Raw genomic sequence first — 19,762 nt, forward strand, 5'->3', positions numbered from 1 at the left:
CGGCCTCGCGGCCGCCCCGTTTTTTTGCTGCGAGTGACGCGCGGTCAGCGACGCGCGGTCAGCGACGCGCGTTCAGCGACGCGCGTTCAGCCTTGGAGCGCGGCGCGCTGCTCGGCCACCAGGCGCGCGATGCCGCCCTCGGCCAGGCCCAGCATGGCGTCGAGCTCGGCGCGCGTGAAGGTCGCGCCCTCGCCCGTGCCCTGCACTTCGACGAAGGCGCCCGCGCCCGTCATGATGACGTTCACGTCGGCGTCGCAGGCCGAGTCTTCCTGGTAGTCCAGGTCGAGCACCGGCCGACCGTCGACCAGGCCCACCGACACGGCGGCGACCGCGTCGCGAATCGGATTGCGGGTGATGTCGCCACGTTCGAGCAGCAAGGCGATCGCGTCGCTCGCGGCCACCCAGGCGCCGGTGATGCTGGCGCAGCGCGTGCCGCCGTCGGCCTGGAGCACGTCGCAATCCAGGTGCAGCGTGCGCTCGCCCAGCGCGCTCAGGTCGAACACGGCGCGCAGGCTGCGGCCGATCAGGCGCTGGATCTCCTGGGTGCGGCCGCTCTGCTTGCCGCGCGCCGCCTCGCGGTCGCCGCGCGTGTGGGTCGCGCGCGGCAGCATGCCGTACTCGGCCGTGACCCAGCCCTCGCCGCGGCCCTTCATGAAGGGCGGCACCTTGTCGAGCACGCTGGCCGTGCACAGCACGTGGGTATCGCCGGCACGCACCAGCACCGAACCCTCCGCATAGCGGGTGAAGCCGCGCGTGAGCGAGAACGGCCGCAGTTCGTCGACGGCGCGGCCGCTGGGGCGGGAAGAGGCGGAAGTGGCGTTCACGGGAAGCTCCAGTGTGGGTCTGTAAAAGCCCCGGATTGTACGGGGTCGGCGGCGACGGGCGAGGCCGGCATCGGTTATCCTGCGTACCAGGCGCGGCGCCCCGCGGCGCGCCGGCCGGCCGCGGGGCCGGTCGAGCTCACTTTACGTCCGAGGCGCGCCGCCGCGCCCGGCCATTTCTCAGGATATCCCACCATGATCCGCAGCATGACCGCGTTCGGCAATGCCCGCGTCGACCTCGAACAGGGTTCGCTCGCGCTCGAACTGCGCAGCGTCAACAGCCGCTTTCTCGACCTGTATTTCCGGCTGCCCGACGAGCTGCGCCACGCCGAAACCCCGCTGCGCGAGCTGCTGACCACGAATCTGGCGCGCGGCAAGGTCGAGGTGCGCGCGTCGTTCACCCGCGCCAGCACCAACGAAGTCACGCAGCTCGATCCCGAGTGGCTCAACCGCCTGGCCGAGCAGTTGCAGGCCGCGCGCCGCATCCTGCCCGAGACCAGCGCGCCGCGCCTGGTCGAGCTGTTCAACTGGCCCGGCCAGCGCAGCAACGACGCGCTCGACCCGCAGGTCTGGGGCGCCGCCTGTGTCCAGGCCGGCCAGCAGGCCCTGGCGCAACTGCAGGAAGGCCGCGTGCGCGAAGGCGAACGCCTGGCCGGCATGATGCGCGACTGCGCCGACGGCGTGGCCGCGATCGTCCAGCAGGTCGAAACCCACCTGCCCCAGCTGCTCGCCGACCATCGCGAGAAGCTCGCCACCAAGCTGCGCGAAACCGTCGAAAACGCCTTCCCGGGCGGCTTCGCCCACATCACCGGCCCCGAGCTGTCCGAGCGCCTCGCGCAGGAAGCCAACCTGTTCGCGCTGCGCATCGACGTCGCCGAAGAGCTCTCGCGCCTGCGCTCGCACCTCGAAGAGCTGCGCCACCTGCTCACCGAGGGCGGCGGCAAGGCCGGCAAAGGCGGCGGCAAGCAAGGCGGCAGCGCCGGCAAGCGCCTGGACTTCCTGTTCCAGGAAATGAACCGCGAGGCCAACACGCTGGGCTCCAAGGCCGGCAGCATGGAAGTCACCCGCGCCGCGATGGACCTGAAGCTGCTGATCGAACAGATGCGCGAACAGGCGCAGAACCTCGAATAAGTCGGTTCGCACGAAAGCACGAAGGCAAGAAAGCCAGGGCATGCCCTGGCTTTCTGCCTTTCGGGCGGCCGCGCCCTCAGTCGCGCGCTTCGATCAGCTTGTTGATGCGCAGCGCCAGCAAGGTGCAGACCACGCCCGACAGCAGATACAGGCTCACCGCGATCAGGCCGAAGCGGGCCGAGAGGCCGAGGGCCACCACCGGGGCGAAGGCGGCGCCGATCAGCCAGGCCATGTCGGTGGTCAGCGCGGCGCCGGTATAGCGGTAGCGGCGCGTGAAGTTGGACGTCACCGTGCCGGCCGCCTGGCCGTACGACACGCCCAGCAGCGCGAAGCCGATCAGGATGAAGGCGTCCTGCGCGAGCGGCCCGCCGCCGAGCAGCCACGGCGCGAACAGCGCGAAGATGCCGATCAGCACGGCCAGCGCGCCGAGGGTGTTGCGCCGCCCGATGCGGTCGGCGATCAGGCCGGACGCGATGGTGCCCAGGATGCCGACGACGGCGCCGAGGATCTGCACGACCAGCACCGTGCCGAGCGGCTGCGTCTGGCTCACCGCGATCCACGACAGCGGGAACACGGTCACGAGATGGAACAGCGCGTAGCTGGCCAGCGCCGCGAAGGCGCCGATGAACATGTTGTAGCCCTGCTCGCGCACGATCTCGCCGGTCGCGATCGGCTCGAGCTCGCCCTCTTCGAGCAGCGCCGTGTATTCCTCGGTGACCACCAGCCGCAGCCGCGCGAACAGCGCCACCACGTTGATGGCGAAGGCCACGAAGAAGGGATAGCGCCAGCCCCAGTCGATGAAGTCGGCATCGGTGAGCGTGAGGTGCAGGAACAGGAACAGCGCGCTGGCGATCATGAAGCCGATGGGCGCGCCGAGCTGCCCGATCATGGCGTACCAGCCGCGCCGCGACGACGGCGCGTTCAGCGCGAGCAGCGACGGCAGGCCGTCCCAGGAGCCGCCGAGCGCCATGCCCTGCAGCCCGCGGAACACGGCGAGCAGGATGATGGCGTAGGCCCCGATGGACTCGTAGCGCGGCAGGAACGCGATGCCGCAGGTGGCCGTACCGAGCAGGAACAGCGCCACGGTGAGCTTGATGCCGCGCCCCCAGCGCCGCTGGATCGCCATCGATATCGCGGTGCCCAGCGGGCGCACCACGAAGGCCAGCGCGAACACCGCGAACGACCACAGCGTGCCTTCGAGGGGCGCCTCGAACGGGAAGAACACGCGCGGAAACACCATCACGCATGCGATGCCGAAGACGAAGAAGTCGAAGTATTCGGAGGTGCGCCCGATGACCACGCCGACGGCGATCTCGCTGGGCGCCACCTTGGCATGACTCGCGCCCAGGCTGGGCTTGGCGCCAGGATGGCCGGGATGGGGTTGCGCCGGGCCGGGATACTGCGTGGTGGTCGACATATGCGTGCTCGCTGAAATCGGACCGGCTTTGCGCGTGGGCGCGGCGCCGATCCAGGTCTACGATCCCTGCATCACACCTGCACGATGCCATGGCACGGGACTGCCGTCCATGGCTTTTGCGACAGCGGCGAGCACGGCGCTCGCGCCGCAGCCGGGGCTGCGAATGCGCCTGCGCGAGACGTTGCGCGCGCAACACATGCACCGGCTCTGTCACCGCATATTTTTACTCTTTTTACCCTGGATTTTTGCTACCTTCCAGCGTAGGGTTGAGATTATTTCCCACGGTTACGTTTCGGGGTAGGGCAATGCCGTTATTCCAAAGACTCCGCGGAGTTCTCCTGCTGGCCTGCGTCTTTTTGCTGGCGGGGTGCAATACCGTCCTGATGGCGCCATCAGGAGACGTTGCGTGGCAACAGCGCAATCTCATCCTCATATCGACCGGCCTGATGTTGCTCATCATCGTGCCGGTCATCATCCTCACGCTGGTCTTCGCCTGGCGCTACCGCGAAACCAACACCAAGGCGCACTACGATCCCGACTGGAACCACTCCACCATGCTGGAGCTCCTGATCTGGGCCGCGCCGCTGCTCATCATCATCGCGCTGGGCGCGCTCACCTGGGTCAGCACCCACCAGCTCGACCCCTACCGCCCGCTCGCCCGCATCGCCGAAGGCCGCGAGGTGCCGGCCAATACCAAGCCGCTCGTGATCGAGGTGGTGGCGCTCGACTGGAAATGGCTGTTTCTCTATCCCGAGCAAGGCGTGGCGACGGTCAACGAGCTGGCCGCGCCGGTCGACCAGCCGATCCAGTTCCGCATCACCTCCTCCACCGTGATGAACTCCTTCTTCGTGCCGGCGCTGGCGGGCCAGATCTACGCCATGCCGGGCATGCAGACCACGCTGCACGCGGTGATCAACCATCCCGGCGACTACGAGGGCCTGTCCGCCAACTTCAGCGGCGCGGGCTTCTCCGGCATGCGCTTCCGCTTCCACGGCGTCGACCGCGCCGGCTTCGACGAGTGGATCGAGCGCGCCCGCAAAGACGGCCAGACGCTCTCGCGCGAGGCCTATCTCAAGCTCGAGCAGCCCAGCGAACGCAACCCGGTGGCGCGCTACGCCAGCGTGGCGCCCGGGCTGTTCGACGCGATCGTGAATCGCTGCGTCGAGCCCAACCGCATGTGCATGAAGGATGCGATGGCGATCGACGCGCGCGGCGGCGCGGGCCTGCCCGGCATGCTGAACTTGACTTCCATGGACCCCGCCCTGCGCGAGCGCCTCGGCCTGGCCGACGGGCCGCTGCGGCAGTACGTGGGCGCCATGTGCACGGCAGCCACCGAGTCGGCGCGCATGGCGCTTTGATCGACGCGCCGCGCCATGGGCACGGCCGTTGCGTAGGCAGGGCAGCATTGCCTGGGCGGCACGCCAGCCGCCCCGGACACATTAGCCGGGAATCGAGATGCCAGAATCATCAGACCTCACCACGCTGATCTTCGGACGGCTCACCTGGGAAGCGATTCCCTATCACGAGCCGATTCTCATCGCCACGTTCGCCGCCGTCATCCTGGGTGGCATCGCCGTGGTCGGGGCCATCACCTACTTCGGCAAGTGGGGCTACCTGTGGCGCGAGTGGTTCACCAGCATCGACCACAAGAAGATCGGGATCATGTACGTGATCCTCGGCCTCATCATGCTGCTGCGCGGCTTCGCCGATGCCATCATGATGCGGGCCCAGCAGGCCGTCGCCTTCGGCGACCAGCTCGGCTACCTGCCGCCCCACCACTACGACCAGATCTTCACCGCGCACGGCGTGATCATGATCTTCTTCGTGGCCATGCCGCTGGTCACGGGCCTGATGAACTACATCGTGCCGCTGCAGATCGGCGCGCGCGACGTGGCGTTTCCGTTCCTCAACAACTTCAGCTTTTGGATGACGGTGGGCGGCGCGGTGCTGGTCATGACCTCGCTGTTCGTGGGCGAGTTCGCGCGCACGGGCTGGCTCGCATATCCGCCGCTATCGGGCATCCTGCACAGTCCGGACGTCGGGGTCGACTACTACATCTGGGCCTTGCAGGTGGCCGGGGTCGGCACCCTGCTGTCCGGCGTGAACCTGCTCGTGACCATCGTGAAGATGCGCGCGCCGGGCATGTCGCTCATGCGCATGCCGGTGTTCACCTGGACCGCGCTGTGCACCAACGTGCTGATCGTGGCGGCGTTCCCGGTGCTGACCGCCGTGCTGGCCCTGCTCTCGATGGACCGCTACGTCGGCACCAACTTCTTCACCGCGGACTTCGGCGGCAACGCCATGATGTACGTGAACCTGATCTGGATCTGGGGCCACCCGGAGGTCTACATCCTGATCCTGCCGGCCTTCGGCATCTTCTCCGAGGTCGTGGCCACCTTCTGCCGCAAGCGCCTGTTCGGCTACGCGTCGATGGTGTACGCCACCGTCGTGATCACCGTGCTCTCCTATCTGGTGTGGCTGCACCACTTCTTCACCATGGGGTCCGGGGCGAGCGTGAACTCGTTCTTCGGCATCACCACGATGATCATCTCGATCCCGACCGGGGCCAAGATCTTCAACTGGCTGTTCACCATGTATCGCGGCCGCATCCGCTTCGAGGTGCCGATGCTCTGGACCCTCGGCTTCATGGTGACCTTCGTGATCGGCGGCATGACCGGCGTGCTGCTGGCGGTGCCGCCGGCCGACTTCGCGCTGCACAACAGCCTGTTCCTGATCGCCCACTTCCACAACGTCATCATCGGCGGGGTGCTGTTCGGCCTGATGGCCGGCATCACCTACTGGTTTCCCAAGGCCTTCGGCTACCGGCTCGATCCGTTCTGGGGCAAGTGCTCGTTCTGGTTCTGGCTGGTGGGCTTCTACGTGGCCTTCATGCCGCTCTACGTGCTGGGCCTGATGGGCGTGACGCGGCGCGTGAGCCACTTCGAGGACACCTCGCTGCAGATCTGGTTCCAGATCGCGGCGTTCGGCGCCGTGCTGATCGCCTTCGGCATCGCCAGCTTCCTGATCCAGCTGGTGGTGAGCTTCCGCCGGCGCGAGCAGCTGCGCGACGACACCGGCGACCCCTGGGACGGCCGCACGCTGGAATGGTCGACCTCGTCGCCGCCGCCGCAATACAACTTCGCCTTCACGCCGCTGGTGCATGACCTCGACGCCTGGGCGCAGATGAAGCAATACGGCTACCAGCGCCCGCAGGCCGGCTTCATCCCGATCCACATGCCCAAGAACACCTGGGCCGGCATCGTGATCGCCGGGCTCTCGACGCTGCTGGGCTTCACGCTGATCTGGCACATGTGGCTGCCGGCGGTGCTGTCGTTCGGGGCGCTGATCGTGGTGACGATCGTCCACACCTTCAACTACAAACGCGATTACTACGTGCCCGCCGAGCAAGTGGCGCGCACCGAAGCCGATCGCACTCTGCTGATGGCCAAACATGTCTGATACCGCGGCTCACCTCCCCCCTTCCGGCGCGCCGGCGGACCGGCCGCTGTTCTATCTCCCGGAAGAGCACCACCCGAAGAACGGCACGATGCTGGGCTTCTGGGTGTACCTGATGAGCGACTGCCTCATCTTCGCCTGCCTGTTCGCCACCTACGGCGTGCTGGGCCGCAGCTACGCGGCCGGTCCCTCGGGCGCCGACCTGTTCGAGCTGGAGCTGGTCGCGCTCAACACGGCGCTGCTGCTGCTCTCGTCCATCACCTATGGCTTCGCCATGCTGGAGATGCGGCGCAAGCGGCTCGGCGCCACCCAGGGCTGGCTGGCGGTCACCGGGCTGTTCGGCCTGGCCTTCCTGTGCGTGGAGATCTACGAGTTCGCCCACCTGATCCACATCGGCGCGGGCCCGCAGCGCAGCGCCTTCCTGTCGTCGTTCTTCGCGCTGGTGGGCACCCACGGACTGCACGTGACCTTCGGCATCATCTGGCTGGTCACGCTGATGGTGCAGCTCAAGATGCACGGCCTGATCCCCGAGAACCGCCGCCGCATGATGTGCCTGTCGATGTTCTGGCACTTCCTCGACCTGATCTGGGTCGGCGTGTTCACCTTCGTCTACCTGATGGGAGTCCTGCCATGACCACCCGCACCGATCACATGGGCAGCCTGGAGTCGAGCCCGGATCCGCATCACCGCACGCCGCACGGCGCCAGCGGCCACGGCGGCGGGCACGGCCACGACGACCACGACGACGACGGCGGCGCCAGCCACGGCAGCTTCCGGAGCTACATGACCGGCTTCGTGCTGGCGGTGATCCTCACGGCGATTCCGTTCTGGCTCGTGATGGGCCAGGTGCTGCAGAGCTCGCGCACCACGGCGCTCATCATCCTGGCGCTGGCGGCGGTGCAGATCGTGGTGCACCTCGTGTATTTCCTGCACATGGACACGAAGTCGGAGAGCGGTTGGAGTATGCTGGCGCTGATTTTCACGCTGGTGATGGTCGTGATCACCCTGTCCGGGTCGATCTGGATCATGTATCACCTCAACAGCAACATGATGCCGATGACGCCGCACGATATGCGCAACATGCCATAGCGCACGGGGTCCGGCCGCGACAACCCGAGCAGCAATACCTTGACCCGACCGGACTCCAGCCTGCAACGCCCCGCCGACGACACGCCGCGCCGCCCGCGCGGCAATCTCACCCTCGTGATCCTGGCGGCCATCGCCCTCTTCCTGTTCGCCGTGCTGTGCACGCTCGGCACCTGGCAGATCCATCGCCTCGCCTGGAAAAAGAATCTGATCGCCCAGGTCGAGGGCCGCGTGCATGCGCCGGCCGTGCCGGCACCGGGCCGCGCCGACTGGGCCGCGCTCACCAACGACAACGCCGAATACCGCCACGTGCAGGCCGAGGGCGTGCTGCGCCACGACCAGCAGACGCTGGTGCAGGCGGCCACCGAGCTGGGTTCCGGCTATTGGGTGCTGACGCCGCTGCAACAGGCGGACGGCAGCCTGGTGATGGTGAACCGCGGCTTCGTGCTGCCGGCCTGGCGCAAGCGCGCCGAGGCCGAGCCGGCCGGCACCGCGCCGGTCAAGGTGGACGGGCTGCTGCGCATGGGCGAAGGCCCGGGCGGGTTCCTGCGCGAGAACGACGCGCAGGCCGACCGCTGGTATTCGCGCGACCTGCCCGCGATCGCCGCGCGCCGCGGCCTCGATCCGCAACAGGTGGCGCCCTACTTCATCGACGCCGGCGCCACCGCCGCGCGCGACCCGGCCACCGCCCCCGTGGGCGGCCTGACCGTGCTCAGTTTCGCGAACAACCACCTGGGCTACGCGCTCACCTGGTTTGCGCTGGCCATCATGGTGCTGGTGGGCGCGGGCATCGTGGCGCGCGAAGAGCTGCGCACGCGCAAGCGCCAGGGAGGCCGCTGAGCCGTACGCGGCAGACGCACGCACGAAAGCCGGCGCGAGCCGGCTTTTTCACAGGCAAAGGCCGGCATGCGCCGGCCTCCGGGGATTGCGTGGGCGCGCGATCAGAGCTGGGCGGCGGCGCGGCGCTCGACCTGCGGCAGCCACATGGCGAAGGCCTCGAGCGACATGGGCTGGTCGAAGAAATAGCCCTGCCCGTCCTGGATGCCGAGCTCGCGCAGCCGCACTACCTGCAGCACGTTTTCGATGCCCTCGGCCACCACCCGCACGCCCCGGCGCTGGCTGGCATAGCGAGCCACGTCGAAGATCGCGCGGTTTTCGGCCGGCGTGCCGAGCGCGGCGATCAGGGATTGGTCGAGCTTGAGGAAGTCGGGCCGCACGCGGGCCAGGCTGTCGATGTCGTTGAAGCCGGTGCCGAAGTCGTCGACGCCGATGCGGATGCGGCCGCGCCGCAGGCTCGCCAGGCGGCGCAGCGCGGCCTGGGTGTCGGGCAGGGCCTCGTCTTCGGTGAGCTCGATCCAGATCTCGGCATGCGCCGGCAGGATGCCATCGAGCTCTTCGAGATGGGCGGGAAAGGCCGGCGCCAGCAGGTAGCCGGCGGGCACGTTGAACGACATGTGGAATTCGGCCGGGAGGCCGACGCGCGCCACCGCGGTGGCGGCCTGCACGAACACCTGGCGGCTGAGCGCGGGCAGCGCGCCGGCGTGGCGGGCAATCGGGATGAAGCGTTCGGGCGGGATGTCGGTGCCGTCGGGCAAGCGCCAGCGCATCAGCACCTCGGCGCCGACGCAGCGCCCGGAGTCGAGCGCCAGCATGGGCTGCAGCACCGGACGGAACTGGCGCAGCAGCGCCGCATCCCGCCTGCCGGCCTCGAGGAGGCGGCGCAGCGCGGCCGTGTCGGGCAGCAAGCCATTGCCGTCGTGGGGATGCTTCAAACCGTTCTCCTCGTACGGGTCGTTTGGCATGCCGCGCGGCCTGGCCGCGCGTGCCGGTCCGTGTTCGGATGGCGCAATGGTGAGATGGTGCCACAGCCGGGCACAAAAGTGCGGGGCTTGCGCGGCGGCGCAGGCCTCTTTGACGGACTTTATTGAAACGCGGTCTCGGTGAAGGTGCGCAGTTTGCGCGAATGCAGGCGCTCGGGGGCCATTTCGCGCAACAACTCCAGCGCCCGGATGCCGATCTCCAGGTGCTGGTTGACCTGGCGGCGGTAGAAGGCGCTGGCCATGCCCGGCAGCTTGAGCTCGCCGTGCAGCGGCTTGTCGGAGACGCACAGCAGCGTGCCGTAGGGCACGCGGAAACGGAAGCCGTTGGCCGCGATGGTGGCCGACTCCATGTCGAGGGCGATGGCACGCGACTGGGCGAAGCGCTGCACCAGCTCGCCCTGGTCGCGCAGCTCCCAGTTGCGGTTGTCGATGGTGGCGACCGTGCCGGTGCGCATGATGCGCTTGAGGTCCCAGCCCGACAGGCCCGCCACCTCCTGCACCGCCTGTTCCAGCGCGACCTGCACTTCGGCCAGCGGCGGCACCGGCACCCAGGTGGGCAGGTCGGCGTCGAGCACGTGGTCGTCGCGCACGTAGCCGTGTGCCAGCACGTAGTCGCCCAGGCGCTGCGAATCGCGCAGCCCGGCGCAGTGGCCCAGCATCAGCCAGGCGTGCGGGCGCAGCACCGCGATGTGGTCGGTGATGGTCTTGGCGTTGGACGGGCCCACGCCGATGTTGACCAGCGTGATGCCGGAATGATTGGGCCGCACCAGGTGATAGGCCGGCATCTGCGGCAGGCGCACCGCGCCGGTGTCCGGCGCCGCGGTTTCGCCGCGCCGGGTGATGCGGTTGCCGGGCTCGACCAGCGCGTCGTAGTCGCCGCCGCCCTCGGCCATCAGCGCGCGGGCGCGCAGGCAGAACTCGTCGACGTAGAACTGGTAGTTGGTGAACAGCACGAAATTCTGGAAGTGCGATGGCGCCGTGGCGCTGTAGTGCTGCAGGCGGTGCAGGGAGTAGTCGACGCGCGGCGCCGTGAACGGCGCGAGCGGGCTGGGCTCGCCCGGCCGGCCCTTCCAGGAGCCGTTGACGATGGCGTCGTCGGTGACGGCGAGGTCGGGCACGTCGAACAGGTCGCGCAGCGGCCGCTTCAGGCTTTCGAGGTGTTCGCCCTCGACGTAGGCGCCGTCGGGGAAGGCGAAGTGCAGCGGAATGGGCGAATCCGACTCGCCGATCTCGATCGGCACGCGGTGGTTCTGCAGCAGCTGGCTCAGCTGCTCGATGAGATAGTCGCGGAACAGCGCGGGCTGGGTGATCGTGGTCTGGTAGTGGCCGGGCTCGGCCACATGGCCATACGACAGGCGGGTGTCGATCGGATCGTAGGTGTCGACCGCCACGCGCACGGCGGGATAGAAGGCGCGCACGCGGGCGCGCAGGTCGCGGCCCTGCAGGACTTCCTGGAAGGCGCTGCGCAGGAATCCGGTGTTGCGGGCGTAGATCTCGAGCAGGCGCTCCACCGCTTGGGTAGCGTCGTCGAACGGCTCGAAAGGAATCGGGTCGGGGCTGTACAGGTTGGCTGCGGTCATGGTCCGGTCCGTGGCCGGCGCCGACGCGGCGCCGGTGCAGGGATTATGCCGCAAGCGTCATGACACGGACGGGCATGTTCGTACATTCGCGAACATCGATGATGCATCCCGTTTCAAATGTAATGAAATACTATTCCATTACAATGGTGCGGCGCATCGATGACAGAATGCGCAATGCCGCCGGCTTGCACGTTGCCAAAGCCATCCGCCCACACTCCGATTTTTGAAGTGTCGCAATGACTCCACCCACGCGAGAAGTCCGCCGACAATCGTCTGTATTGTCTGCCTTTATCAGCGCCCCGCTTCTGGCGCTCTGCCTGACCACCTTCAGCGGCGCGGCCCATGCCTCGCTGCACCCCGCCGCCCGCGCCAGCCTCAGTGGCCTGGCGCTGGCCAACGAAACCACCGTTCCCACGCTGCGCGACCGCGTCGTGCAGGCCGGCCTGGAAGCCATCGGCACGCCCTATTCCTGGGGTGGCGACGATCCCGACGGTTTCGACTGCAGCGGCCTGACCCTGTTCGTCTATCGCGAGATCGCCGGACTGGAACTCCCCCGCACGTCGCGTGCCCAGCGCACCGCCGGCAAGAACGTCGCCCGCGCGCGGCTCAAGCCGGGCGACCTGGTGTTCTTCGCCACCCGCGGCCGCGGCGTGACCTCGCACGTGGGCATCTACATCGGCCAGGGGCAGTTCGTGCACGCCCCCTCGCGCGGCTCGCAGGTGCGGGTCGACCGGCTCGACAACACGTATTGGTCCAAGCGCTATCTCGGCGCGCGCGCCTATCTCGACGAACGCGCCCCCGACGCCCCGCTGCTGGCGGCCGCCAGCACGCGCTGAACCAGACGGCACGGCCAGAAAAATGGGCGCCCGCGAGGCGCCCATTTTGCGTGCGGCGGGCCGGGGCCCGCCGGTCAGGTCGGTAAAAATTGCCGCCGCACTGGCCGCCGCACTAGCCGCCGCAGCGTCAATGCACGCTGGTGCCGGCCGGGGGGGATTGGTCCAGGCCCAGGGCGGCCTCCCAGCTGCGCAAGGGCACGCAGGTCTGGAGCCGCAGGATGGCCTGGTCGATCAGCGCCGGATGCAGCTCGTGGCCGACATTGCTCGCGATGTCGATGGTGGCGTCGCCGTGCAGCTCGTCGAGCCGCGCCTGGGCGGCCTGCGCCAGTTGCACCGGCATCACCGGATCGGCCGCGCCGTGCAGCAGATGGATGGTGGTGTAGGTGGGCGGCACCTTGGGCAGCTCGGCGTAGCGGCCCGAGAAGGCCAGGACGCGCCCGGCCAGCGCCTCGTTGGCCTGCACCGCCTCGAGCGCCATGATGGCGCCCTGCGAAAAGCCGGCCAGCGCGGTGGCGGGCGGCAGCAGGTTGAAGCGCTGCTGCGCCGCCTGCACATAGCGCACCAGGGCCGGCAGCGCCCGGGCCACGCGCTCGGGGCGATTTTCGTCGCTCACCCCGCGCACCGAGAACCACTGGCGCCCGGGGCCGCCCCCGTCGAAGGGCTCGAAGCCCTCGGGAATCAGCACGGCCGCGGCCGGAAAGGCGCGGCGCAATGCCTGCGCCAGCCCCTCGAGGCCCTCGGGCGTGCCCCCCACGCCGTGCAGCAGCACGAACAGCTGCCTGACCTCGCCTTCGGGCGTGGGCAGGAATTCGATGACACGGGCAGGAGACATGGTGCGCAAATCCGGTGAAGGCGGCCGGCGGACGGCCAAGAAGTCATTCTATACGTGTGCGGGCAGTGTTCCGGGATTCAAGCCCCCGCCGCATCGCCTCGGACCACATCTTGGTTTTACTGTATATTTGTACAGTCATTGTCTCACCCAGGATCGCTGCCCGCGAGCCCCCCGCCGGCCATGCCCGCGCCCGAACTCATCCACCCCGCCTTGTGGCGCGCCACCCAGCTGGCGCGCGGCAGCGCCCGTGCCGTCCCGACCGGCCACGCGGCGCTGTCGGCGCTGCTGCCCGACGAAGGCTGGCCCCAGGGCAGCCTGACCGAGCTGCTGACGCCGCATCCGGGTTGCGGCGAGCTCAGCCTGCTGCGACCGGCCCTCGCCGCGCTCGACAGCGGCCGCGACATCGTGCTGCTGCAGCCGCCGTGCGCGCCGCACATCGCGGCCTGGATGCGCTGGGGGCTGGACCCGCGCCGGCTCCTCTGGCTCACGCCGGCCAATGCGCGCGATGCGCTGTGGGCGGCCGACCAGGTCCTCAAGCACGGCAGTTGCGCCGCGCTGCTGTGCTGGCTGCCGCAGGCCCGGCCCGAGGCCCTGCGCCGCCTGCACCTCGCCTCCCAGGGCAGCGAGACCCTGTTCTTCGCGCTGCGGCCGGCCACGGCCGCCCAGCACGCCTCGCCCGCGCCGCTGCGCCTGACCCTGGCGCCCGCCCCCGGCGGCTTCAACGTGCAGATCCTCAAGCGTCGCGGGCCGGTCTGCGACACCACGCTCTACCTGCCTTTCGAGGAAAGCGCCCAACGCCTGCTGCCCGCGCTGCCGGCCGAACCGCTCCTTCCCGCCCTGCCCCATGCGCCTCTGGATCGCCGTCTTCCTGCCGAATCTGCCGCTGGACGCCGCTCGACCGCACTGGTCTGAGCAGCCCGCGCTGATCTGCGGCGTGCTCGAGCAGGAGCGCGTGATCGCGCTCACGCCGGCCGCGCGTGCGGCGGGCCTGCGCCTGGGGCTGCGGCGCGCCGGCGCGCTGGCGCTGTGTCCCGAGGCCACCCTGCTCGAACGCGACCCGGCCGCCGAGGCCCGCACGCTGCAGGCCGCCGCGCTCTCGCTGCTGCAGTACACGCCGCAGCTGGCCGTGCCCGACGGCGACAGCCTGCTGCTCGACGTCGGCGCCAGCCTGATGGTGTTCGGCGGCCCGCGCGCGCTGCATCGCCGCGTGCGCGCGACCCTGGCCGCGCTCGACCTGCGCGGTGGCATCGCGATGGCGCCCACCGCGCGCGGTGCCTCGCTGCTGGCGCGCGGCCCGGCGCGGCGCCGCGTGCTGCAGGCCGACACGCTGGCACGCCGGCTCGACGCGCTGCCGCTCACGCTGCTGCCCGAGGCCCAGGCCCGGCTGGCCTGGCTGCAGGGCCTGGGCTGCCAGCGGCTGGCCGACCTGCGGCGCCTGCCGCGCGCCGGCCTGCAGCGCCGCAGCGACCCGGCGCTGCTGCATGCGCTCGATGCCGCCTACGGCGCGGCGGCCGAGGTGCATGCCTGGCTCAGTCCGCCCGCCCGTTTCGAGGCCCGCACCGAGCTGATGGATTACGTCGAGCATGCCGACGCGCTGCTGCACGTGAGCGGCCGCCTGACCGAACAGCTCAGCGGCTGGCTCGGCGCGCAGCGGCTCGCGGTGCGCGCCATCACGCTCACGCTCGAACACGAACGCGGACGCCATGCGTGCCCGCCCTCGCAACTGCATCTGGCCATGGCCGAGCCGGTGTGGCAGAGCGCCCACCTGCGCGGCCTGCTGCGCGAGCGGCTGGCGCGCTTCGAACTGGCCGCGCCCGTGATCGCCGTCACGCTGTCGGCCCCGGTCACGGTGGACATGCCGGCGGCCAGCACCACGCTGTTTCCCGAGCCCGGCGGCAGCGCGGCCGACCACGCCCGCCTGCTCGACCTGCTGAGCGCCCGGCTCGGTCCGGCGCAGGTGAGGCGCCCCGCGCCGCTGGCCGATCATCGCCCGGAGGCGGCCAACCAGTGGCTGCCGGTCGCGGCCGACCTGCCGCGCCCGCCCGAACTGCCGCCCGCGCTGGAGCGCCCGTTCTGGCTGATCGAGCCGGCCCAGCCGCTGGCGCTGCGCGCGCACCGGCCCGTCTACCAGGGCCAGCCGCTGCGGCTGCTGCGCGGCCCCGAGCGCATCGAGAGCGGCTGGTGGGACGCGGTCAACACCCAGCGCGACTACTTCGTCGCCGAGGATGCAGCGGGCGCGCGCTACTGGCTCTATCGCGAACGCGGCGGCGAGACGGCGCACTGGTTCCTGCACGGCCGCTATGCCTGACACCGCCCCGCTCCCCCTCGACGGCAGTGCCGGCCTGCCCGGCTATGCCGAGCTGGACTGCCAGTCGAACTTCTCGTTCCTGGTGGGCGCCTCGCATCCCGAGGAGCTGGTCGATCGCGCGCGGCGCCAGGGCTATGCGGCGCTGGCCATCACCGACGAATGCAGCCTGGCCGGGGTGGTGCGCGCCCACGTCGAGGCCGAGAAGCAGGCCCTGCCGCTGATCGTGGGCACCCGGCTGGTGCTGCACGATGCGCCCAATCCGCCGCTCGAGCTCACGCTGCTGGCGCAGGATCGCGAGGGCTACGGCAACCTGACCGAACTCATCACGCTGGGCCGTTCGCGCGCGGCCAAGGGCAGCTACGAACTCCATACCGCCGACCTGGACGCGCCGCCGTCCGAACTCGCGTACCTGCGCGCCATGCCGGGCTGCCTGGCCATCCTCACGCCCACCTATGGCCTGGACACCGCCGCCATCGTGGCCCAGGCGCGCTGGCTCGCGCGCGTGTTTCCGGCGCGCGGCTGGATCGGCCTCACCATGCTGCATCGGTCGCGCGACGACCTGCATCGCGCCGCGATCGACGTGGCCGCGCAGGCCAGCGGGCTGCCGCAGGCGGCGGTGGGCCAGGTGCAGATGCACGTGCGCTCGCGCAAGCCGCTGCACGACACGCTCACCGCCATCCGCACCGGCACGCCGGTGTCGCAATGCGGCTATGCGCTGGCGGCCAATGCCGAGCGCCACCTGCGTTCGCGCATGCGGCTGGCCGGCCTCTACCCGGCCCATGCGCTGGCGCAGACGCTCGAGATCGCCCGGCGCTGCACGTTCTCGCTCAAGGAGCTGCGCTACGAGTACCCCGACGAGATCGTGCCGCCGGGCGAGACGCCCACCAGCTATCTGCGCCAGGCCACCTACGACGGCGCGCGCCTGCGCTTTCCGCAGGGCCTGCCGGCGCCGGTGGCGGCCCAGGTCGAGAAGGAGCTGGCGCTGATCGCCGACCTGCGCTACGAGGCCTACTTCCTCACCGTCTACGATCTGGTGCGCTTCGCCCGCGAGCAGGGCATTCTGTGCCAGGGCCGCGGCTCGGCCGCGAACTCGGCGGTGTGCTATTGCCTGGGCATCACCGCCGTCGATCCGGCGCGCGGCAACGTGCTGTTCGAACGCTTCATCAGCAAGGAGCGCAACGAGCCGCCCGACATCGACGTGGACTTCGAGCACCAGCGCCGCGAAGAGGTGATCCAGTACATCTATCGCAAGTACGGCCGCCGCCGCGCCGCGCTCACCGCCGTGGTGATCTCCTACCGGCCGCGCAGCGTGCTGCGCGACACCGGCCGCGCGCTCGGCATCGATCCCGCCATCATCGATGCGGTCGCGCGTGCCCATCAATGGTGGGACGGCAAGAAGGAGATGCTGCGCACGCTGGGCCAGTGCGGCCTCGATCCGGCCTCGCGCGTGGCGCGCCAGTGGGCCATCCTGGCCGAGACGCTGATGGGCTTTCCGCGCCATCTGTCGCAGCACCCGGGCGGCTTCGTCATGTCGCGCGGCCTGCTCTCGCGCCTGGTGCCGATCGAGAACGCCGCCATGGCCGAGCGCAGCGTGGTGCAGTGGGACAAGGACGATCTCGATGCGCTCGGCCTGCTCAAGGTGGACGTGCTGGCGCTCGGCATGCTGTCGGTGCTGCGGCGCGCGCTCGAGATGGCCGGCGCGCGCCGGGGCGAACCGCTGGCGCTGCACCAGATCCCCGAGGGCGACACCGCCACCTACGACATGATCTGCGCGGCCGACACGGTGGGCGTGTTCCAGATCGAGTCGCGCGCGCAGATGAGCATGCTGCCGCGGCTGCGGCCGCGCGAATACTACGACCTGGTCGTGCAGGTCGCCATCGTGCGGCCGGGGCCGATCCAGGGCGGCATGGTGCATCCCTATCTGCGCCGCCGCCAGGGCAAGGAGCCGGAGACCTACCCCGGCCCCGCCGTGCAGGCGGTGCTGCGGCGCACGCTGGGCGTGCCGATCTTCCAGGAGCAAGTCATGCAGATCGCGGTGGCCGCGGCCGGCTTCACGCCCGGCGAGGCCGACCAGCTGCGCCGCTCGATGGCGGCGTGGCGACGCAAGGGTGGCGTCGACAAGTTCCGCGCCAAGCTGGTGGGCGGCCTGCTCGCGCACGGCTACGGCCTGGACTTCGCCGAGGCCCTGTTCCGCCAGATCGAGGGCTTCGGCGAATACGGTTTTCCGGAAAGCCACGCGGCCAGCTTCGCCCTGCTCGCCTATGCCAGCTCCTGGCTCAAGTGCCACGAGCCCGAAGCCTTTCTGGCGGCGCTGCTCAACTCGCAGCCCATGGGCTTTTACGCGCCGTCCCAGCTGGTGCAGGATGCGCGCCGCCACGGCGTGCGGGTGCTGCCGGTGGACGTGCATCACAGCCACTGGGAGGCCGTGCTCGCGCCCGTCCCAGGCCAGGCGCGGCCCGCGGTGCGGCTGGGGCTGAACATGATCAAGGGCCTGTCGGAGGAAACCTCGTTGCGCATCGAACGGATGCGCGCGCAACGGTCTTTCACCGACACCGCCGACCTGGCGCGCCGCGCCGGGCTGCACCGGCACGAGCTCGACGCGCTGGCCGCCGCCGATGCGCTGGCCGCGCTGGCCGGCCACCGGCGCCAGGCCAGCTGGGAGGCCGCGGCCGGCGTGGCCGACCGCGACCTGCTGCGCGACGCGCCTATCGAAGAAGCGCAGTTGCCCGAGCTCGCCGCGCCGTCCGAGGGCCAGGGCATCGTGGCCGACTACCTGAGCACCGGCCTGACCCTGCGGCGTCATCCGCTCGCGCTGTTGCGGGCGCAACTGTCGGCGCGCCGCTTCGAGACCGCCGAGGTGCTGGGCCACTATCCCAACCGGCGCCTGGCGCGCGCCTGCGGCATCGTGACCGTGCGGCAGCGCCCCGGCACGGCCAACGGCACGATCTTCGTCACGCTCGAAGACGAGACCGGCCCGGTCAATGTGGTGGTGCGGCCCGAGCTGATCGAGGCCCAGCGCCGCGAGCTGCTCGACTCGGTGCTGCTCGGCGTGTATGGCGTGTGGCAGAGCATCGACGGCGTGCGCCATCTGATCGCGCGCCGCCTGGTCGACATGAGCCCGCTGCTGCGCGAGCTCGACCAGGCCGGCCTGGCGGCGCGCAGCCGCAACTTCCACTGAGCGCCCGGGCGCGACTCGTCAGGGCGCGAAGGGCGCGTCGTCGATCGGCGGCTTCACGCCGTTCATCTGGGTGCTGAGCAGCGCCGCGCTGCCGCAGGCCAGCGTGAAACCGAGCGCGCCCTGGCCGATGTTGAGCCAGAGATTCGAGAGTCCGCGCGCGCGCCCGATCAGGGGCTTGCCGGTGGGCGTGGCCGGACGCAGGCCGGCCCAGGGCTGCGCATCCGACAGATCGAGATGCGGGAAGATCTCCAGCACCTGCCGCTTGAGCAGGTCCACCCGGCGCGGGTCGATGCCGGGATCGCGGCTGCCGATGTCCACCATGGCGGCGATGCGCAGCACCCGGCCCACGCGCGCATACACGATGCGGCGCTCGTAGTCGGTCACGCTGATGCGCGGCGCGCTGTGATCGTCGTCGGCCAGCGGCACGCTCAGGCTGTAGCCCTTGAGCGGATAGATCGGCACGTCGTGGCCCAGCGGCCGCAGCAGCGCGCGGGTGCCGGTGCCGGTGGCGAGCACCACCGCGTCGGCGCCGATGTCGCCGGCGTCGGTGCGCACGCCGTTGATCGTCGGCCCGTTCGCGCGCAGCCCCATCACCTGGGTCGACATGCGGCACTCGACGTTGTCCAGCGCCTGCAGGCGCTCGAACAGCGCCTCGGTGAACTGGCGGCAATCGCCGGCCTCTTCGCTGGGGGTGTAGATGGCGCCGGCCAGGCTGTCGCCCATGCCCGCGAGCGCCGGCTCCAGCGCCAGCGTTTCGCGCGCATCGAGCACGCGCTGCTCGGCGCCGAGCGCGGCCTGGTAGGCGACCAGCTTGCGCGCCTTTTCCAGCAGCTCGGCGCTGCGGTAGGCGATCAGCTTGCCGTTGCGCAGATGGCCGAAGGCCAGCGGCTCCTGTTCGAGCAGCCGGTTCATCACGTCGCGGCTCAGGTACGAGAGCGTCTGCAGTTCGGCGGTGGAACGCTGCGCCACCGAGGCACGGCAGGCCAGCGCGAACTGCAGGCACCAGCGCCATTGATGCGGATCGAGGCGCGGATGGAACCGCAGCGGCGAGTCGTCGCGCAGCAGCCAGCCGGGCACGCTGGGCAGCACGCCCGGGCCGGCCAGCGGCGCGACGTAGCTGTAGCTCAGCTGGCCGCCGTTGGCGAAGCTGGACACCTCGGCCGGGCGCGCCCGGCCGTCGACCAGCACCACCTCATGCCCTTCCCGGGCCAGGAAATACGCCGAGGTGACACCCACCACCCCCGCGCCGATGACGCACACACGCATGGACCATCCCGATGGAAAACGGATGCCCCAT

The 19,762-nt window shown here is 70.0% G+C and carries 16 protein-coding genes; 10 read left to right on the forward strand and 6 right to left on the reverse strand.

The genetic code is table 11. The features are described from left to right. Nucleotides 1-86: 86 nt before the first annotated feature. Nucleotides 87-824, reverse strand: coding sequence for a ribonuclease PH (gene rph, locus CEG14_RS11885; RefSeq protein WP_094826562.1), 738 nt, complete (start codon nt 822-824; stop codon nt 87-89). Between the two features lie 192 nt (nt 825-1,016). Between rph and CEG14_RS11890 the strand changes: the two genes are divergently transcribed. Further along, nucleotides 1,017-1,952 (forward strand): YicC/YloC family endoribonuclease, encoded by a 936-nt coding sequence (locus CEG14_RS11890; RefSeq protein WP_094826563.1) that lies wholly within the window; start codon nt 1,017-1,019, stop codon nt 1,950-1,952. A gap of 76 nt (nt 1,953-2,028) precedes the next feature. Here CEG14_RS11890 and CEG14_RS11895 read toward each other — a convergent pair whose 3' ends face one another. Continuing rightward, entirely contained in the window at nt 2,029-3,369 is a 1,341-nt protein-coding gene (locus tag CEG14_RS11895; RefSeq protein ID WP_094826564.1) for an MFS transporter, read from the reverse strand. 305 nt (nt 3,370-3,674) lie between these two features. On the opposite strand from CEG14_RS11895, the gene cyoA reads away from it, so the two are divergent. The 5 genes from cyoA (at nt 3,675) to CEG14_RS11920 (ending at nt 8,751) form a co-directional block, all read left to right on the forward strand. Continuing rightward, entirely contained in the window at nt 3,675-4,727 is a 1,053-nt protein-coding gene (gene cyoA / locus CEG14_RS11900; RefSeq protein WP_094826565.1) for a ubiquinol oxidase subunit II, read from the forward strand. Nucleotides 4,728-4,824: 97 nt separating this feature from the next. Then, nucleotides 4,825-6,828, forward strand: a complete 2,004-nt coding sequence (cyoB, locus tag CEG14_RS11905; RefSeq protein WP_094826566.1) for a cytochrome o ubiquinol oxidase subunit I — start codon at nt 4,825-4,827, stop codon at nt 6,826-6,828. Further along, complete coding sequence (cyoC, locus tag CEG14_RS11910) at nt 6,821-7,459, forward strand: cytochrome o ubiquinol oxidase subunit III (RefSeq protein WP_094826567.1); 639 nt, start codon at nt 6,821-6,823, stop codon at nt 7,457-7,459. The genes cyoB and cyoC overlap by 8 nt, the downstream gene beginning before the upstream one ends. Continuing rightward, on the forward strand, nt 7,456-7,914 hold the full coding sequence (cyoD, locus tag CEG14_RS11915) for a cytochrome o ubiquinol oxidase subunit IV (protein ID WP_373454192.1): 459 nt from the start codon (nt 7,456-7,458) through the stop codon (nt 7,912-7,914). Before cyoC ends, cyoD begins: the two co-directional genes overlap by 4 nt. A gap of 39 nt (nt 7,915-7,953) precedes the next feature. Next, complete coding sequence (locus CEG14_RS11920) at nt 7,954-8,751, forward strand: SURF1 family protein (RefSeq protein WP_094826568.1); 798 nt, start codon at nt 7,954-7,956, stop codon at nt 8,749-8,751. Nucleotides 8,752-8,852: 101 nt separating this feature from the next. On the opposite strand, the gene CEG14_RS11925 is transcribed toward CEG14_RS11920, so the two are convergent. Both CEG14_RS11925 and CEG14_RS11930 read right to left on the reverse strand, forming a co-directional pair. After that, a complete protein-coding gene (locus CEG14_RS11925; RefSeq protein ID WP_176461476.1) occupies nt 8,853-9,683 on the reverse strand; it encodes an EAL domain-containing protein in 831 nt (276 codons plus the stop codon). Nucleotides 9,684-9,832: 149 nt separating this feature from the next. Next, the gene (locus CEG14_RS11930; RefSeq protein WP_094826570.1) at nt 9,833-11,311 is read right to left on the reverse strand and encodes an AMP nucleosidase; all 1,479 of its coding nucleotides are present in this window, start codon (nt 11,309-11,311) and stop codon (nt 9,833-9,835) included. A 236-nt stretch (nt 11,312-11,547) separates the two neighbouring features. On the opposite strand from CEG14_RS11930, the gene CEG14_RS11935 reads away from it, so the two are divergent. Beyond that, nucleotides 11,548-12,147 (forward strand): C40 family peptidase, encoded by a 600-nt coding sequence (locus CEG14_RS11935; RefSeq protein WP_094826571.1) that lies wholly within the window; start codon nt 11,548-11,550, stop codon nt 12,145-12,147. Between the two features lie 127 nt (nt 12,148-12,274). Here the strand turns inward: CEG14_RS11935 and ypfH are convergent, their stop codons facing one another. Further along, complete coding sequence (gene ypfH / locus CEG14_RS11940) at nt 12,275-12,979, reverse strand: esterase (RefSeq protein ID WP_094826572.1); 705 nt, start codon at nt 12,977-12,979, stop codon at nt 12,275-12,277. Nucleotides 12,980-13,159: 180 nt separating this feature from the next. On the opposite strand from ypfH, the gene imuA reads away from it, so the two are divergent. Genes imuA through CEG14_RS11955 form a run of 3 tightly spaced genes read left to right on the forward strand, consistent with a single transcriptional unit; the run spans nt 13,160 to nt 18,465 of the window. Next, nucleotides 13,160-13,891, forward strand: a complete 732-nt coding sequence (imuA, locus tag CEG14_RS11945; protein WP_094826573.1) for a translesion DNA synthesis-associated protein ImuA — start codon at nt 13,160-13,162, stop codon at nt 13,889-13,891. After that, nucleotides 13,824-15,287 (forward strand): Y-family DNA polymerase, encoded by a 1,464-nt coding sequence (locus tag CEG14_RS11950; RefSeq protein WP_094826574.1) that lies wholly within the window; start codon nt 13,824-13,826, stop codon nt 15,285-15,287. The genes imuA and CEG14_RS11950 overlap by 68 nt, the downstream gene beginning before the upstream one ends. Continuing rightward, nucleotides 15,280-18,465 (forward strand): error-prone DNA polymerase, encoded by a 3,186-nt coding sequence (locus CEG14_RS11955; RefSeq protein WP_094826575.1) that lies wholly within the window; start codon nt 15,280-15,282, stop codon nt 18,463-18,465. The genes CEG14_RS11950 and CEG14_RS11955 overlap by 8 nt, the downstream gene beginning before the upstream one ends. An 18-nt stretch (nt 18,466-18,483) precedes the next feature. Here CEG14_RS11955 and CEG14_RS11960 read toward each other — a convergent pair whose 3' ends face one another. Beyond that, nucleotides 18,484-19,731 (reverse strand): D-amino acid dehydrogenase, encoded by a 1,248-nt coding sequence (locus tag CEG14_RS11960; protein WP_094826576.1) that lies wholly within the window; start codon nt 19,729-19,731, stop codon nt 18,484-18,486. Nucleotides 19,732-19,762 lie beyond the last annotated feature (31 nt).

It is taken from the genome of Bordetella genomosp. 1 (assembly GCF_002261335.1).
Lineage (GTDB): Bacteria > Pseudomonadota > Gammaproteobacteria > Burkholderiales > Burkholderiaceae_B > Bordetella.

Excerpts from the sequence above, each read along its gene's own strand:
- CEG14_RS11960 (WP_094826576.1), bottom strand. The coding sequence starts at position 19,731 with ATGCGTGTGTGCGTCATCGGCGCGGGGGTGGTGGGTGTCACCTCGGCG.
- ypfH (WP_094826572.1), bottom strand. The coding sequence starts at position 12,979 with ATGTCTCCTGCCCGTGTCATCGAATTCCTGCCCACGCCCGAAGGCGAG.
- imuA (WP_094826573.1), top strand. The coding sequence starts at position 13,160 with ATGCCCGCGCCCGAACTCATCCACCCCGCCTTGTGGCGCGCCACCCAG.
- cyoC (WP_094826567.1), top strand. The coding sequence starts at position 6,821 with ATGTCTGATACCGCGGCTCACCTCCCCCCTTCCGGCGCGCCGGCGGAC.
- CEG14_RS11935 (WP_094826571.1), top strand. The coding sequence starts at position 11,548 with ATGACTCCACCCACGCGAGAAGTCCGCCGACAATCGTCTGTATTGTCT.
- cyoA (WP_094826565.1), top strand. The coding sequence starts at position 3,675 with ATGCCGTTATTCCAAAGACTCCGCGGAGTTCTCCTGCTGGCCTGCGTC.
- cyoB (WP_094826566.1), top strand. The coding sequence starts at position 4,825 with ATGCCAGAATCATCAGACCTCACCACGCTGATCTTCGGACGGCTCACC.
- CEG14_RS11950 (WP_094826574.1), top strand. The coding sequence starts at position 13,824 with ATGCGCCTCTGGATCGCCGTCTTCCTGCCGAATCTGCCGCTGGACGCC.
- CEG14_RS11895 (WP_094826564.1), bottom strand. The coding sequence starts at position 3,369 with ATGTCGACCACCACGCAGTATCCCGGCCCGGCGCAACCCCATCCCGGC.
- cyoD (WP_373454192.1), top strand. The coding sequence starts at position 7,456 with ATGACCACCCGCACCGATCACATGGGCAGCCTGGAGTCGAGCCCGGAT.
- CEG14_RS11930 (WP_094826570.1), bottom strand. The coding sequence starts at position 11,311 with ATGACCGCAGCCAACCTGTACAGCCCCGACCCGATTCCTTTCGAGCCG.
- CEG14_RS11890 (WP_094826563.1), top strand. The coding sequence starts at position 1,017 with ATGATCCGCAGCATGACCGCGTTCGGCAATGCCCGCGTCGACCTCGAA.
- CEG14_RS11955 (WP_094826575.1), top strand. The coding sequence starts at position 15,280 with ATGCCTGACACCGCCCCGCTCCCCCTCGACGGCAGTGCCGGCCTGCCC.